This is a genomic window from Nostoc cycadae WK-1, assembly GCF_002897135.1.
Classification (GTDB): Bacteria; Cyanobacteriota; Cyanobacteriia; order Cyanobacteriales; family Nostocaceae; genus Nostoc_B.
The window spans coordinates 125546-141447 of the sequence record NZ_DF978427.1; the positions used below are offsets into that span (position 1 = coordinate 125546).

At 40.3% G+C, this 15902-nt stretch carries 13 protein-coding genes and 1 pseudogene; 4 read left to right on the plus strand and 10 right to left on the minus strand.

What is annotated here, in order from left to right:
- Positions 1–201: 201 nt before the first annotated feature.
- Positions 202–2109 (plus strand): 1-deoxy-D-xylulose-5-phosphate synthase, encoded by a 1908-nt coding sequence (gene dxs / locus NCWK1_RS11675; protein WP_103124833.1) that lies wholly within the window; start codon positions 202–204, stop codon positions 2107–2109.
- A 256-nt stretch (positions 2110–2365) separates the two neighbouring features.
- On the opposite strand, the gene NCWK1_RS11680 is transcribed toward dxs, so the two are convergent.
- From NCWK1_RS11680 to NCWK1_RS11725, 9 genes are all read right to left on the minus strand, one after another.
- On the minus strand, positions 2366–3412 hold the full coding sequence (locus NCWK1_RS11680) for a diguanylate cyclase domain-containing protein (RefSeq protein ID WP_103124834.1): 1047 nt from the start codon (positions 3410–3412) through the stop codon (positions 2366–2368).
- A gap of 732 nt (positions 3413–4144) precedes the next feature.
- Positions 4145–4567: a response regulator gene (locus NCWK1_RS11685; RefSeq protein ID WP_103124835.1), complete on the minus strand. Its 423-nt coding sequence runs from the start codon at positions 4565–4567 to the stop codon at positions 4145–4147.
- Positions 4568–4975: 408 nt separating this feature from the next.
- Complete coding sequence (locus NCWK1_RS29520) at positions 4976–6244, minus strand: NF038130 family PEP-CTERM protein (protein ID WP_187308123.1); 1269 nt, start codon at positions 6242–6244, stop codon at positions 4976–4978.
- Positions 6245–6550: 306 nt separating this feature from the next.
- Positions 6551–6925, minus strand: a complete 375-nt coding sequence (locus NCWK1_RS11700) for a hypothetical protein (RefSeq protein WP_146033978.1) — start codon at positions 6923–6925, stop codon at positions 6551–6553.
- Positions 6926–7110: 185 nt separating this feature from the next.
- Complete coding sequence (locus NCWK1_RS11705; RefSeq protein WP_103124837.1) at positions 7111–8304, minus strand: LL-diaminopimelate aminotransferase; 1194 nt, start codon at positions 8302–8304, stop codon at positions 7111–7113.
- 67 nt (positions 8305–8371) lie between these two features.
- A complete protein-coding gene (locus NCWK1_RS11710) occupies positions 8372–8707 on the minus strand; it encodes a thioredoxin family protein (protein ID WP_096584998.1) in 336 nt (111 codons plus the stop codon).
- 187 nt (positions 8708–8894) lie between these two features.
- Positions 8895–9683, minus strand: coding sequence for a PspA/IM30 family protein (locus NCWK1_RS11715; RefSeq protein WP_096578100.1), 789 nt, complete (start codon positions 9681–9683; stop codon positions 8895–8897).
- Between the two features lie 160 nt (positions 9684–9843).
- Positions 9844–10551, minus strand: coding sequence for a PspA/IM30 family protein (locus tag NCWK1_RS11720; protein ID WP_103124838.1), 708 nt, complete (start codon positions 10549–10551; stop codon positions 9844–9846).
- A gap of 141 nt (positions 10552–10692) precedes the next feature.
- The gene (locus tag NCWK1_RS11725) at positions 10693–11946 is read right to left on the minus strand and encodes a hypothetical protein (RefSeq protein ID WP_103124839.1); all 1254 of its coding nucleotides are present in this window, start codon (positions 11944–11946) and stop codon (positions 10693–10695) included.
- Positions 11947–12079: 133 nt separating this feature from the next.
- Between NCWK1_RS11725 and NCWK1_RS11730 the strand changes: the two genes are divergently transcribed.
- Positions 12080–12625 (plus strand): DciA family protein, encoded by a 546-nt coding sequence (locus NCWK1_RS11730; protein WP_103124840.1) that lies wholly within the window; start codon positions 12080–12082, stop codon positions 12623–12625.
- 968 nt (positions 12626–13593) lie between these two features.
- On the plus strand, positions 13594–13929 hold the full coding sequence (locus NCWK1_RS11735; protein ID WP_096578108.1) for a hypothetical protein: 336 nt from the start codon (positions 13594–13596) through the stop codon (positions 13927–13929).
- A gap of 192 nt (positions 13930–14121) precedes the next feature.
- Here the strand turns inward: NCWK1_RS11735 and menB are convergent, their stop codons facing one another.
- Complete coding sequence (gene menB / locus NCWK1_RS11740) at positions 14122–14955, minus strand: 1,4-dihydroxy-2-naphthoyl-CoA synthase (RefSeq protein ID WP_103124841.1); 834 nt, start codon at positions 14953–14955, stop codon at positions 14122–14124.
- A 110-nt stretch (positions 14956–15065) separates the two neighbouring features.
- Between menB and NCWK1_RS11745 the strand changes: the two are divergent.
- Positions 15066–15875: pseudogene (locus tag NCWK1_RS11745) on the plus strand (DUF2887 domain-containing protein).
- Positions 15876–15902: the final 27 nt, after the last annotated feature.

Here is a 15902-nt window from a genome sequence, read left to right on the forward strand (position 1 = left end):
GGCTTATGGGTATGCAAAACTCTTACACCCAATTTCCACAGACAATCTTTGTAAGTAAATTCTGAGAGAGTTTGATTACGTAAGTTCTAATTCTTAATGGGTTATGTAACAGAATTGCAACTCCTCATAATCGTGGGGACAACCCGACCGTGGGAAAATCAGAATACCAGAAGTAGAAATTAGAGAGGAAAACCCTATAATATGCATCTGAGTGAAATCACCCATCCTAATCAGTTGCACGGTTTATCTATCCGGCAACTGCAACAGATTGCGCGTCAAATCCGCGATAAACACCTCCAAACAGTAGCCGCAACAGGGGGTCATCTAGGGCCGGGTTTGGGTGTTGTAGAGTTAACTCTAGGGCTTTACCAAACATTAGATTTAGATCGGGATAAAGTTATTTGGGATGTAGGACACCAAGCTTATCCCCACAAACTGATTACAGGACGTTACGCTAACTTTCATACCCTCAGACAAAAAGACGGAATTGCTGGTTATCTCAAGCGCGGCGAAAGCAAATTCGACCACTTTGGGGCTGGCCATGCTTCTACAAGTATCTCCGCCGCCTTGGGTATGGCATTAGCCAGAGATGCCAAAGGCGAAAAATTTAAATCTGTGGCTGTCATTGGTGATGGTGCTTTAACCGGTGGTATGGCATTGGAAGCCATCAACCATGCTGGACACATGCCTAAAACTAACTTGCTAGTGGTTCTCAACGATAACGAGATGTCGATTTCTCCCAATGTGGGTGCGATTCCTCGCTATCTCAACAAAATGCGCCTTAGCCCGCCAGTACAATTCATCAAAGATAACTTTGAAGAACAATTCAAACAAATTCCTTTCGTTGGTGAATCTCTGTCTCCCGAATTGGGACGCATTAAAGAGGGAATGAAGCGCTTGGCGGTTCCCAAAGTGGGGGCGGTATTTGAAGAACTTGGCTTTACCTACATGGGGCCAGTTGATGGACACAACTTAGAAGAATTGATTGCAACTTTCCAACAGGCGCATCAAATACAAGGGCCAGTTTTGGTACACGTAGCCACAATCAAAGGTAAAGGCTATGAAATTGCTGAACAAGACCAAGTAGGCTACCATGCCCAAACGCCTTTTAATTTAACAACTGGCAAAGCTATTCCTTCCAGCAAACCCAAACCCCCCGCTTATGCCAAAGTCTTTGCCCATACCTTAGTCAAACTTGCTGAACAAAACCCGAAAATCATTGGTATTACAGCAGCAATGGCAACTGGTACAGGTTTAGACAAGCTACAAGCTAAACTACCTAATCAATATATAGATGTTGGCATCGCCGAACAACACGCTGTAACTTTAGCTGCGGGTTTAGCATCAGAAGGGATGCGTCCTGTGGCTGCTATCTACTCAACCTTTCTACAACGGGCTTACGACCAAATTATTCACGATGTTTGTATTCAAAACTTGCCCGTCTTCTTCTGTCTAGACAGGGCGGGAATTGTTGGCGCTGATGGCCCCACCCATCAAGGAATGTATGATATTGCTTATTTGCGCTGCATTCCTAACATCGTGTTAATGGCACCGAAGGATGAAGCAGAATTGCAACAGATGATGGTCACTGGGATTAATCATACCAGTAGCCCGATCGCTATGCGCTTCCCTCGTGGTAATGGTCACGGTGTACCCTTAATGGAAGAAGGTTGGGAACCTTTGGAAATTGGTAAGGGTGAAATTCTCCGCAATGGTGATGATGTATTAATCATTGGCTACGGCACAATGGTTTACCCCAGTATGCAGGTGGCGGAGATTCTCAGCGAACACGGCATTGAAGCAACAGTGATTAATGCGCGTTTTGTCAAGCCTTTAGATACAGAGTTGATTTTACCATTGGCTAAGAAAATTGGTCGCGTTGTCACTCTGGAAGAAGGTTGTGTGATGGGTGGCTTTGGTTCTGCTGTGGCTGAAGCTTTACTTGATGCTGATATTGTTGTCCCCGTGAAGCGTATTGGTATCCCAGACACGTTAGTTGAACACGCTACCCCAGAAGAATCTAAGGCAGAATTAGGTTTAACTAGTCGTCAAATTGCTGAAAGAGTTATGCAGGCTTATTTTCAGAAGGAAGTATCGGCTGTGGTTTAAATCTGTTGTGTGAAATTCACAATTCAACTTTGCAATTAGGGTGGGCAATTACCACCCTTTTTTATATTTTTATAGCGGTAGTCATATTATGTTATTACAACTTGAAAGCGTAAATGCCAGGAATAGTAAGACTTCCTTCTGCCTTCTGCTATAATTTTTATCCATTTCATCTGAAGGTTTGTGAGGGTAACAGCAATTCCATCTCCAATCATGCTATAGCAACTTTTTATACACAAACACCAAAGGACTTTCCAGCCTATTCCTGACTATCATGCTTAACAATTACATCAAATACAGCATAACGGGCTTTTCCCTGCTGTTTAGCATGATACATAGCTGCATCCGCATTTTGCAGTAATTTTTCCGGTTGGTCTCCACCACCTTGATTGATGGTAATACCTATACTGGCTGTGGTAGAAATCAGATTTCCATTTAAGGTCAAGGGTAAGCCTAAAGTATCTTGAATTCGTTTGGCAACGTTAATAGCATCATTAATATCTTTAATATCTTCTAGCAGCACCGCAAACTCATCACCACTAAACCGTCCAACGGTATCACCACTACGGAGACACGATTCGAGCCTGCGAGCGATCGCTACTAGTAAATCATCGCCCATTGCATGGCCAAAGCGATCGTTAATTTCTTGAAAGCCATCTAAATCTAAAAATAAAATTCCAAAACGGTAATCTATTCGGCGTTTACTTCTTTCTACCGCTTGCTTCAATCGATCTAAAAATAAAGCTCGATTTGGTAATGCTGTCAGTCCATCATAAAAGGCATTTTGGAGTAATTGTGACTCTATGAGTTTGCGTTGGGTAACTTCTTGAAGAACTATTACTACACTAGTAATATTGTTATTACTATCACGAACAGGTACAGCATAATCTCCTACTAGTATTTCTCTACCGTTTTTAGCAACTAACACACAGTTATCTGGTAAATGTAAAATTGCTCCTGTTACTATTGTTAGTGTCGCTAAGTTTTCAATGGTTTCTTCTATATCTTTGTCAATTAATTGCATAACTTCTGCCAAACTTTTCCCACAAGCCTCTTTTGAGTGCCAACCTGTGAGTGCTTCAGCCATTAAATTCATAAATTGAATGCAACCATGAGTATCTGTGACAATTACAGCATGTTGCATACTGTTAATAATTGCCACCATTGGTTGCTGTTCTTCTTGCATTTGTTTGTTAATTTTGTGCTGATCAATAGCCATTTTGGCAGTAATATGCAATTCTGTTTCTGCCAAAGATTTTACAACATCTTTTCTAGAATCACTTGGTTTTTTCTGATGTAATTTCATATATACCAAATACCTATTTAAATATAGCGTTTCTCGTTTTAGTGAGGTATAATTTACTGAGAACAGTGGTTAGATAAGTGAGAATTTATATAATGGGAAACCGCTATATAATACGAATATGTAAAAATTTTTAGAGATAATATTGAGATGATTATCTAGCAATCCAGTTAAGATAAGCTTGTTGTTTCTGTTCCCTGTCTTCTACAGATAGACTTATTTGGCAGAAACATATTAGCTCATCTACCACAGCTTTTCTCAATTAATGTGATATTAAATAATACTAACTTTAGGAAAATCTCTCAGATGGTTTACAGCTTACTCTCCAACATCAGCCATATCTAAAACCTTACATCCTAACTCCTGTAAACTTTTTTGGGGTTTAAGCAAGAGGAAATTATTATCCTCAGCAACTAGGATTTTATGTGATAATATGTCAAAATCACCAATTTGCTAACTTCAGCGATTACTTGAATTGTTAACTCAATCTAAAGGTTAATAATTCTATGATAATCAATATCTAAAATTATTGACGTATATGCTCGGCTAAAACGCTGAACAGCTTTTATAGGGTATATTGTTCTTGACAGTATTATTTATATTCAGAAAGTAGCGTAAAAATGTATGATTTTGTCTAATTGAAAAATCAATTTCCGTAAAATTACGAAAAATCTAGATATTTTGAAGTAATCAAAATGTGAATTTTAAATATAAAAATCGTCAAAATTCAAAATTTTAGATGCAGTGACAAGCCAACTCTTCTTGAATCGTCATCATCAAAGCACTCAAGTTTATAGGTTTGACAAGATAACGACGAGCGCCTAAACTTATAGCTCGCTCTTGATCTGCTTTAAAAGCAAAGGCTGAAACCACAATAATAGGTATTTTTGGTAAATATGAATGTTGTTGGATTTGTTCTAGCAGCCAATAACCATCAACATCTGGTAATTTTAAGTCTAGTAACATTAAATCTGGCTGAAAGTTTTCTATTGTTGAGAACAAAGCTGCGCCATTTGATAGACTTTTGACATGATATCCACAGTAACCTAGATAATCACTCAGCAACATTCTATTTACATCATTATCTTCAATGAGTAAAATCCTTTTTAATTGATGTAGATGCACTTGCTGATTTATGGTAAGTAAATGTGCTGTCATTAGGAAATATAATTTAAGACTAATATTCCAAAAAATACTTATTAAGCTGATAAATGGAATAACAAAGAATCTATGGTGTTGTTGAATTAAGTTTTTCTACTTTGAAGATATTTTGCTGTTTCAAACAATAGTAAATAAAAATTAATTTTTTTCTAATATTCAATAAATAGCATGATTGCTCTTTATTGAAAAATCTTCATAAAAACTTAATTTTTATCCTATATTTATTTGATTTTTTTAACAAAACTTAATTTTTTTAGCATCCCTATTAATGTAAATATACTTACATAAATTACTTAACATAGTGATATAAACAACAGTAATTTTACTTAAAACAGATTAATTTTTTATAAAAAAAAGGAGCAGAACTTGCTCCTTGGCTGATTATTTAAGATGGAAACCGGAGTCTCAACCTGATACTTTTTTTAATTTACGTTGTTTAGCAACGATTCCAGCTATACCTAACATACCAAGTACTACCGAAGGTTCTGGTACAGAAGTCGAAGAAACATATCCTGGTGTTTGCCAATTATAAATAGCACTGTAAGATACACCGTCATCAGAAGCGGTAATACCGGATGCAGTAGAGTTAAAGCTGTAAGCGTAGTAAGTCTTACCACCAGTAACTACTTTGGCAATTTCACTAGCACCGATTTGACCTTGATACGCATTTAATGCAGCTTCCAGGCTAAGTACATCCTTAAATGATGTGAGTTTAGAGATTTGACCTGGTAGTTGAGTTTTGGCGGTATTGAGGGTGTTGATTGCGGTTGTTAGTTGAGTTTTGGTGTTATTGAGAGTGTTGAGTGTGGTTGTTAGTTGAGTTTTGGTACTATTCAGTCCATTGATTTGAGTTGTTAATGTTTGTTTTAGTGTTGTATTGCTAGTTGCACTTCGTTGAGCTTCTAGTGTAGCAATTTGTGCGTTAACAGCGTTCAGGTTAGTTTGCGCTGTGGTGATGTTTCCATTAACAGTGTTCAGGTTAGTTTGCGCTGTGGTGATTTGTCCAGGAATAGCATCCAGTTGCGCTTGCAATTGTGGAATTAAACTTCCAACTTGTGAAAGAGTTGGAAGAGTTGTTTGTTGAGGAAACTGTGATTTAATTGAATTCCAAGTGTCATTAACTTTGAGCGAAATAGTGGTTGCAAGTTTATTTTTTACATCCAAGTGACCAACTAACTGTATTTCTACACCACCATTTTTACCGAATTGGAAACCACCAATGTTAGGGTCTCCCATTCCCAAAGAAGGAAAATAACTAGTTACTAGCGACTTGCTGTCGGCAGAAAAATTGTTCCAAACTGATTGAAATGGAGTGTAAGTACTCAACAAATCACCTAGCCATTGTGAACCAAAGCTATTCCAGTCGTCAGCAGTGACGCTGCTAACAGTGGCGCTGTATTGTCCTTTTGTTGCAGTAAAGCCAACGTTAGCAGTAGGATTTTCACTGCTGTACCAAAGTTCAACGTTGGAACTGGCATCTTTATCTGTTAAAGCCTTAACAGCAGCAGTAGTGTCTGACTTGATGAACTGGCCGTTTGAGCCACCTGTGTAGGTATTGATTTCGTTGGTGTTATTAAAAGAAAAAGTTGTAGCTTGTGCTGGGTTAGAGGCGATCGCACTCACGCCAACAGCCAATGAGGCACCAATTACAAGTGTTTGGAAAGTTCTTTTCATTTACTGTCTCCACCAGTTTTGGGGTAATTTTATATACTGTCTTTGTTTCTAGAATTGGATTAGCCTGACTACAGGCTTTGGCTTTTTAAGAATGCGGCTGGTTAAAAAAATCACCAGCTTTTCAGCCATGTTTAGTAGTTACGCACACCAAACCAGTTTAAGAAACTGGGAGACTTAATTGGGTAAAGCTGTTGTAGATTATGAATAAAAAGATGACTAATATTTTGTTATTGATTTCAGCAATTATACATAATTACTGATTTAACAAATGTCATTAATGTTGCACTGATTGTAAAAGGGGCTTTTTTACTGAGCTTTTTTCCGTTTGTGTTGTATGCCAAACCAGCCTGAGATCGCCATCAAGCCTAATACTGCTGAAGATTCTGGCACTTTGCGTGGGCGAGGAGATGCACTCTTGAGGTTTGTCCAGCTATTGCTATATGGCTGAATGTAAGTTGATAGCGGAGCCGCACTAGTAGTACTAGGCTGTTGAGGAATTAAACTTGGTGTGTAGTAATGATGTGTGCTGTCAATATTCTTCCCATCCTCAGTGGCTTCAGACTGAAAATTCATCTCTTCTACATTTTCTGCTATTGAAGTATTGCTGAATGCCCAAAGAGGTTGCTGTCCTAAAGTACCAATCACTGCAAAAGACAAAGCACAAACGCTAATTTTTACCACACTACTTGCCATGCACCTGTGTTAATTACTTGTAATTTGCTGTCGTCGATAGATTGTAATATCTCGATGACATTTCAGTAATTTCTCTGTAGTTTATCTTAAACAAACCCAGCGTAGGTGGGTATTAATAAAATTCTGGCAAGTTTAACATCAAGAGTTGATAAATCCACTTAGCATCGACGTACTTAAAGAAACTTCGCAATTCTTTCCACAGCAGTTTCTAACAAAGGTGGTTCGTGTACCAAAGCAAAACGGACATATCCTTCGCCAGATTTACCAAAACCAGCGCCAGGAGAAGCGGCTACGCCAGTTTGTTTAACTAACTGGGTACAAAATTCGACAGAATTGTTTTGCCAAGGAGAAGATAACTTAGCCCAAATATACATAGTGGCTTGAGGGCTAGGAACTTGCCAACCAATGCGATGTAAGGCATTCACGAAAGCATCACGTCGTTGACGGAAGGTAGCGACGGTAGTTGTTACTCCGGCTTGCGGCCCAGACAGGGCAGCGATCGCCCCATTTAAAATCCCTCTATACTGATTAAAATCAACTGCGGCTTTGATTTGACGTAAAGCTTTGATTAACTCAGCATTGCCAATAGCGTACCCAATGCGGAAACCGCCCATGTTGTAAGACTTAGAAAGCGTGAAAAATTCAATTGAGACGCTTTTTTCTGGATCAGCTTGCAGAATTGAAGGAACTAAAGACTGAGGAAAACCCTCGCCTATTCCCGCAGTTTCTGCAAATACTAAATCTACATAAGGGAAATCGTGAACTAAAACAATATTGTGTTGTTGACAAAAAGCCACTGCTTCTTGGAAAAATGCCAAAGGTGCGATCGCCGCTGTGGGATTATGGGGATAGCTCAACACCATCATCTTCGACTGCGCCACAACAGGGGCGGGAATATCTGCTAATACTGGTAAAAAACCATTTTCTGCCAGTAGAGGCATAGGATAAATTTGTCCACTGGCTAAATAGACTCCGCCTGCATGGGATGGATAACCAGGGTCGAGCAATAAGGCAAAATCACCAGGATTTAATAATGCCAGAGGTAAGTGAGCCGTACCTTCTTGGGAACCAATTAAAGGTAGCACCTCTGTTTCTGGATCAACCTTGATGCCAAATTTTTGCTCATACCAGTCAGCCGCAGCTTGACGAAATGCTTGCGTGCCGTTAAATAACAAATAACCGTGAGTACTCTGGTCATCGAGAGATTGGGCGATCGCTTCCAGAACGTGCGCCTCTGTAGGTAAATCAGAAGACCCCAGTGACAAATCAATTAACTGTTGTCCGACTGACAAAGCCGCAGCTTTGGCTCTGTCCATCTCAGCAAACACGTTAAATTGTAGAGGTTGTAAACGCTGTGCAAATTGCATATTAGTCAAGGGTCAAGGGTCAATGGTCAATGGTCAATAGTCCATAGTATTGACTATTGACTATTGACTAATTTTGATTTAAATGCGTATCTAGTAGACTCAGTAATTTTTCTTTACCAATAACGCCCTCGGTTGCTTCTAATAATTTTTCCCCTTGAATGAGTCTTAAGGCTGGTACGCCTTCTACCCCGTACTGCTTCACAGAAACTGGATTGGGGTCAATTTCCATTTTGACAACTTTTAGGCGATCGCTAAATTTGTTGGCAGCTAGATTAATCAGTGGTGACATCAACTGACATGGGCCACACCAAGAAGCCCAAAAGTAAACTAATACAGGCTGCTCAGATTTCAACACTTCGGTTTCAAACTCAGCATCAGTGATGGTGATTACACCCTTACTCATGGCAGTCTCCATTAGTTGACATCAATTACTTGGCACAAAAAATACTTTATCCCAAAGTTGTCAATAGTCCAAAGTCTATAGTTTATTGTTCACTACAAGAATTCTCAACCATTGACTTTTGACCACCGACGCAAAATCCCACAACCAACAGGTGTGGGACTGGCTCAAATCAGTATCTAACAAAATTTTACATTTGATCTAGTTGCTTGCGTAAAGATTCTAACTCAGCATCAACTACTTCATTCGATTTGGGAGGGGTTGTTTGGGAAGGAGTAGTTTGCTCTGGTGGTAGTAAGTTCTGATTAGCTGGAGTTGCGGGTGGTAGTAGAGATGCTTTTAAAGCAGCCAATTCATCATCCACATCGCTACCAGCTTCTAGCTTGGCAAATTGACTTTCTAAATCCGAGCCAGCCAACTCTGCGGCTGATTGGGCGCGGGCTTCTTGCATCAGGACTTTTTCTTCCATCCGCTCGAAAGCCGCCATTGCACTGCTGCTATTCATACCGCGCACCATACCTTCAAGTTGCTCTTGGGCTTTGGCGGTAGTAATCCGCGCCTTGAGCATTTCTTTTTTGGTCTTGGCTTCGGAAATTTTACTTTCTAGCTGGATTAAATTGCGCTTCAGTGTTTCAACTTGAGTACTTTGCTGATCTAAACTAGTTTTGAGTGCTGTGCCGGTTTCAGTGAACGTCTTTTTCCGTTCTAGAGCTTGGCGTGCGAGATTTTCATCGCCTTTTTGTAGTGCGAGTTGAGCATTACGCTGCCATTTGTTGATTTCATTTTGGGCATCATTGTACTGTTTTTCAGTGCGTTTTTGGGCGGCGATCGCTTGAGCCACACCCTGACGCAACTGCACCAAGTCTTCCTGCATTTCCAGGATGGCTTGCTCTAGCATTTTTTCTGGGTCTTCAGCTTTATTTACCAAATCATTGATATTTGCACTGACTACTCGCTTAATGCGATCGAATAATCCCATAATTTCTTTTCCTTTTGCAGTTTCGGTACTTGGATGAACAGTTAAGGTTTTTACTATTTAATAGTTTCTTATTTAAATGTAATCTTTCCGGCTTGGTTCGGTACCTCCTGATACCTCTTAATTGTTAAGATATACCCTGACTATAGCGATTGACTACTTTTTATGGCTCTGAATCTGGAGGCAATTGCTGTTGAGGTGTATTTTCTGATTCATGCAGTGCCTGTTGTTTCATTGTTGCCAATTCTGCATCAATACTTTTAGCAGATTCTAGAGAAGCAAATTGTTTTTGCAAATCATCACCGTCTAGTTGGGCGATAGCTGCTGATTTCGCTTCAATCTGAAAAACCTTCTCTTCCATACGTTCAAACGCATTGAGACTACTAGTAGCCGAAGCTCCACTGAGCATTTCTTGAAGTCGATAGGATGCTTCCGCTGAACGGGCGCGGGCAATATACATATCTTTTTTGGTTTTGGCTTCCGAAATCTTGACTTCGAGCGATCGCATATCTTTCTTCAGTCGCTCGATAATTTCGGTTTGTTGACCGATTTGATGGGAGAGGGAAGTGGCCGTTTCTTGATAGGCGCGACGCTTGGTTAGAGCTTCTCTGGCTAGAGGTTCATTGCCTTTTTCTATGGCAATTTGGGCATTGCGATACCATGTTTCTGCCGTGGATTGGGCGGCTATTGCTTGGCGTTCAGTGCGTTTTTGGGTAGCGATGGCTTGTGCTAACCCCTGTCGCAAGCGCACTAAATTTTCTTGCATTTCGGCGACGGCTTGTTCCAAAATTTTTTCTGGATCTTCTGCACTGCCTATCAGACTATTGAGGTTAGCGCGAATTACCCGCAGGATACGTTTGATTAATTCCATATCGGCTCTCCATTCACTCTCTTGAAAAATTGCTTTTCTTGGGGAGACCCCAAGACCACATTTTTCGCTTGTTGTCAGTCAACAGGCAGAGCATTTTGTCGATGTTTTCCTCATCCTATCGTAGATTTTTATCACTTATGGCTACTGCACCCGTGCTTTAATGCCTTTGGCTTGTAGTTCTTGTAATCTTTTCTGCACTTGCTCTTTAGTTTTTAACGCACCGAGATAAATCAGCTTTTGGTCGCGCGATAAATAAGCATCGGGAACTACTTGCCGTACAGAAGTAACCGTGCGATCGCCTTCATTATCCATAACGATATGATAAAACCCATCTGCTGCTGGTTGGATTTCGGCATTTACCTGTGGGGGAGTCACGGTCGGCTGCGGTACAGGTTGTGCTGTGGCGATAGGCGGTAGATTCAACGGCTGTACTGGCTGCACATCCGGTAAGGGGTTAACCACTGGTGGTGCAACTGGAGTAGAAATTACCACAGGTGGATTTACAGGTGCGATCGCTCTTGGAGGAGTTTTTGGTTGTAAACCAACTATATCGTTGGGGTCTTTCAGCTCAGGAAACTCTTTCGTCGCCAAATTGGGATATTTCGGTATGGGTGTAAGTTCCGTTTGGGCTGGAGACTGGGGCTGGCTGGCTGTTTCCTGGGTCTGAGTTTTATCGGTATTAGCAGCGGAATTACTATTAAATATTTTATCGAAACTCAACTGTGGCAAGCTTTTTGGATTAAACACTATGTAACCCAATGTCAAACTAGCCATCAACAGCAACAACATCGAGCCGATACCTAAAGGTGATAGCAGGGTATCGTTAGAATTACTGGGGGGCTTTGTTTGTTGTTGTTGTTCATCATTTAAACTCCGCAGCAATGCTTCACTCGATTCCAAATAATCGTCTGGCTGAGTTGGAGTTTCCTTTGCCTGCATCAGATTTTCACTGGGAGTAACTTGAGCCGTGGCAGGCACTATACTGCTACTGCTAGTAGAATTTGGTGATGGTAGGGGAATTTGAGTTTGGCTGGAACTGCTAGAAAATTTCTGTTGGGGCTGTTCTGTCGTTTCCGCCTTAGCTGTTGCTACTGGTTTCTCTAGAGATACTTCAGTTACAGATGCAGGCTGTATACTCGTTTTAACTTCAGTTACAGGTAGCTGAATTTTGCCCCCTAGTGCTGTTATTTCTGTTGTGTCCTGGGTTTGAGTGTTAATGTTATTGCCTGTACGGGATTGATAAGCTGTTTTTGATGCTATGCGTGAACGACGGTATCTAGCCAACTCTTGATCTAGTTGCACTTCCAAACTGGCCAGGGCTGCGGCTAGTGGTGGCTTCAACTCAGGTGGTTTAGATGATTGAATACCGGAATCTATTGGCGAGTTTTGACTCATTACCTGTCTGCCTCAAACCTAGACTATGGAATGGAATAGAGCTAATTTGTGCTAATACTAGCGAAAAATTTCGCATCACTATAGACTTTCTGGAACTATCTTGAATTTCAGCACTCAGCACTTTGAAGTAAGAATGTCTTGGAAATCAGTCAATGATATTTTAGGCTTTTTAGAACAACAAGCCAGATGGCAAGAGCAGCCATTTCAAAAAGTGCTTCATTTTTGGGCAGAAGTGGTAGGTGCAGCAGCCGCTAAACATACCCAACCGTTAGTGATTCAGCGTGATGTTTTGCGAGTGGCGACTTCAAGTGCTGCTTGGGCGCAAAATCTGGCTTTTAAACGCCAAATCATCCTGTTAAAGTTAAATGAAAATTTGCCTAACCCGTTGGTTGATATCCGCTTTTCTACAGCTGGGTGGCAGAATCCTTCAGCAAAGCCACAGCAACAACTCACAGATTCGCCGCAAGAACATCCTAGTTATCTGGGAAATGTGAGTGATGTGCAGCGTGATGATTCGCAGGCCTTGGAAAATCCTCAGACTGCCTTTGGACTATGGGCTAAAAAAATGCAAGTGCGATCGCATGGTTTACCTCTTTGTCCCCATTGCCAATCTCCTACGCCTCCAGGGGAACTCCAGCGCTGGCAAGTTTGTGCTGTTTGTGCCTCTAAGCAGTTTTGAGCATAAGTTATTGATTGAGATTGGGTGTAAGGCTTAGAGGATAAGGGTTTACTTGTACCCACACTGTTGATTTTTGCTGTCAATACGTCGGTTTAAGAACAGTCAAACACTTAATATTTTTCAACTAAAATTTAATAAAGTTGATATTTTTACAAAAAAACTCGAAAAGTTTTGGTAAAGTTCATATTTTACCGTCACCCTCTGAGAAATACTTAAGAAATATAGGTTAATTTCTAGCCTTTTAACAAATAGTTAGAAATTAATAACTGAGATTTCAAGTTGATATTTATCCCAAAAACTCAGGATTCGGCTAATTGGTTTAACAAAAATAAGTCTAAAACTAAGGTCTAATATTTCTGCCTGAGATGTTAAAAGACCTTGACAGTCCTCATATAGATTTTTTGGCTTAACTAAAGCCATCTATTTTTTTGTTATTGCCAGGATTTTAAGTAATTTATTTAGGCAAATTGTCTAAAATGCCACTAAATTATTTTCCTGTTGTTCTCTAATTTCTTAGTACTGATCGACACATACAATGTTGAATTTTCAAAATGACTGAGTACTTGATTTAGTAAAAAGGATGTCTCAGCCAATAAAATTTCACAGATGATGTCTCAGTAAGAATTATGTAAATTTCATCCTTGATTGCTAAATTAGATACACAAATCTATCGTTAACTAGCTATATATAAGCTTGTTTGAAACATTAAAGCTAAACATAAGTTAAATCTAAACTTTGAGTTTTAGCCTTGATCCCTAGCTATTTTCAGCCAAAAATTAGTAGGTAAGTACTTTAACAATCATTTAAAAATATAACAAGATTCTAAAAACATCATGAAGTTTATTTTTCTGTTGGGATCGCTAGAACCTAGTGTAAATAATAATTTGCTGCCAATATTACGTATTTATATCTAGGCGCAGAATATAAATATGCAAGACAGCCCTGAACAGCACTAAAGATGAACTCAAATGAAACCGATAAACTTTTTGACATCTGCCTGTAGATATTGTCGTCATTACAAACCAGAAGGTCGCCGTGGCGGAATGTGTCAACAGTTGGGAGCGACGGTGCAAGCCAGTTGGAAAGCTTGCTCTTTAGCGCTTCCACCTTTTGCGCCTTCTTGGGAAACTTTAGAAGATTCTTGGAGTTTGCCAGATGGTACACCAGTATTAAATGGTGGCCATTCTCTAGTTTCTGTTGCCGACAATATAACAGTTGTGCCTATTGAAGAAATAGCTAATTTAATTACTGAAGAGACTGAGGCTAAAACGGTGAGTGCTAATTTAGCCACTATTTCTTGTTAGACTCAGTTTATAGACATTAAAAAAATATTTCTCTTGAAAATTGCTAGTGCTGTAAACGTTGACATCTCAAAAAATCGCACCTAATACCAATTTTGGCTTGTGAATTGAAAACTTTGTCAAAAAGCTTTTCTAGACAACGCTAAACTACCTAAGCTCAAATTGGTATGCTTCAAAGGTGCGATTTTTGCCATATTAAGGTAGCCAAGGGAAGGAACGAAAATTTGGCGATCGCTTTTCTAAAAATGCCTGTTTGCCTTCAGCACCCTCTTCTGTCATGTAATACAGTAAAGTTGCATTCCCCGCGAGTTCTTGCAAACCAGCTTGTCCATCACAATCAGCGTTGAATGCAGCTTTGAGACAGCGAATGGCGATGGGACTTTTTTGTAAAATTTCTTGCGCCCATTGAACACCTTCATTTTCTAATTGTTCTATCGGCACAATACAGTTAATTAAACCCATATCTAGCGCCTCTTTAGCATTATATTGACGGCAGAGAAACCAAATTTCTCGTGCCTTTTTTTGCCCAACACTGCGGGCGAGATAACTAGCACCAAAACCACCATCAAAACTGCCAACTTTGGGGCCAGTTTGTCCAAAAATAGCATTATCAGCAGCAATGGTGAGGTCGCAAATCAAATGTAAAACATGTCCACCACCGATCGCATATCCCGCAACTAAAGCAATCACAACTTTCGGCATCGAACGTATCAAACGCTGCAAATCCAACACATTCAATCGGGGAATCCCAGCATCATCTACATAACCCGCCTCTCCCCGCACACTTTGATCACCACCAGAACAAAAAGCATATTTGCCATCAGTATGGGGGCCAGCACCAGTAAATAGAACTACGCCAATATTTGTATCTTCACGGGCATCACAAAAGGCATCATAGAGTTCAAAGACAGTTTTAGGACGGAAAGCATTACGTTTATGCGGGCGGTTGATGGTGATTTTTGCAATACCATCAGTTTTGTGATAAAGGATATCTTCGTAGGTTTTGACAGATTGCCAGTTGACTTGCATGAGAAAGAATTGCGCTATTGTGCTTGAGAATTTTATCGCGGACTGAGAAGCGATCGCTAAAATTTCCTCTCTCCAGTAAAATCAGGGCTGGTAATTGACTCACAATCCAAATGCGCCGCGACTCTATTTTCTACAAATTATTCCAGCAATTTCCCGGTTTGCTGTTTGAATTAGTAGATCAACCACCATCAGAAGCAGAGAATTATCTATTTGAATCGGTGGAAATTAAAGAAACAGCATTCCGAATTGACGGAGTGTTTCTACCTCCAGCTAATGCAGCATCTCAAGTTGTCTTCTTTGCTGAAGTGCAGTTTCAAAAAGACGAAGACTTGTACCATCGCTTTTTTAGCGAATTGTTTTTGTTTCTCTACCGCCACTCGATTCGTTATGATGACTGGTTTGGAGTGATGATTTTTCCTTCTCGCAATTTGGAACCTTCCAATCCCCAGATTCACCAAGCATTGTTACAAAGCAATCAAGTCCGGCGAGTGTATTTGGATGAATTAGGCGATTTACGACAACAACCTTTAGGATTGGCTTTGATGTTGCTGACGACAACGCCGGAAACCGAAGCAGTGGAAGCAGCGCGGTATCTGCTACAACAAGCACAGCAATAATCGGAACAAGCGATAATAAATTTAGTGACGACGATTATACTCTACAAGTTTTCTACCCTAAGTCGAGAGGAGATTGAAGCAATGTTGGGACTGATTTCAGAAGAACCACGGGCTATTCGAGAAGCACGAGAACAAGAAGCGCGATCGCTCATTCTCCGACAGTTAAACCGACGAGTAGGTACAATTGACGATGAACTTCAGCGCCAGATTCAGGCGTTGTCTTTAGAACAGGTAGAAGCATTGGGTGAAGCCTTGTTGGATTTTGCAGCGATCGCGGATTTAGAAGCTTGGTTACAAACTTAACAAAGAGAATAACTCTCACGCCCAGAC

What these genes read in the sequence shown, in the direction of transcription:
- NCWK1_RS11720 (WP_103124838.1), bottom strand. Translation starts at nt 10,551, where the DNA reads ATGGAATTAATCAAACGTATCCTGCGGGTAATTCGCGCTAACCTCAAT.
- NCWK1_RS11710 (WP_096584998.1), bottom strand. Translation starts at nt 8,707, where the DNA reads ATGAGTAAGGGTGTAATCACCATCACTGATGCTGAGTTTGAAACCGAA.
- NCWK1_RS11725 (WP_103124839.1), bottom strand. Translation starts at nt 11,946, where the DNA reads ATGAGTCAAAACTCGCCAATAGATTCCGGTATTCAATCATCTAAACCA.
- NCWK1_RS11705 (WP_103124837.1), bottom strand. Translation starts at nt 8,304, where the DNA reads ATGCAATTTGCACAGCGTTTACAACCTCTACAATTTAACGTGTTTGCT.
- NCWK1_RS11730 (WP_103124840.1), top strand. Translation starts at nt 12,080, where the DNA reads ATGTCTTGGAAATCAGTCAATGATATTTTAGGCTTTTTAGAACAACAA.
- NCWK1_RS29520 (WP_187308123.1), bottom strand. Translation starts at nt 6,244, where the DNA reads ATGAAAAGAACTTTCCAAACACTTGTAATTGGTGCCTCATTGGCTGTT.
- NCWK1_RS11715 (WP_096578100.1), bottom strand. Translation starts at nt 9,683, where the DNA reads ATGGGATTATTCGATCGCATTAAGCGAGTAGTCAGTGCAAATATCAAT.
- NCWK1_RS11680 (WP_103124834.1), bottom strand. Translation starts at nt 3,412, where the DNA reads ATGAAATTACATCAGAAAAAACCAAGTGATTCTAGAAAAGATGTTGTA.
- NCWK1_RS11735 (WP_096578108.1), top strand. Translation starts at nt 13,594, where the DNA reads ATGAAACCGATAAACTTTTTGACATCTGCCTGTAGATATTGTCGTCAT.
- NCWK1_RS11685 (WP_103124835.1), bottom strand. Translation starts at nt 4,567, where the DNA reads ATGACAGCACATTTACTTACCATAAATCAGCAAGTGCATCTACATCAA.
- menB (WP_103124841.1), bottom strand. Translation starts at nt 14,955, where the DNA reads ATGCAAGTCAACTGGCAATCTGTCAAAACCTACGAAGATATCCTTTAT.
- dxs (WP_103124833.1), top strand. Translation starts at nt 202, where the DNA reads ATGCATCTGAGTGAAATCACCCATCCTAATCAGTTGCACGGTTTATCT.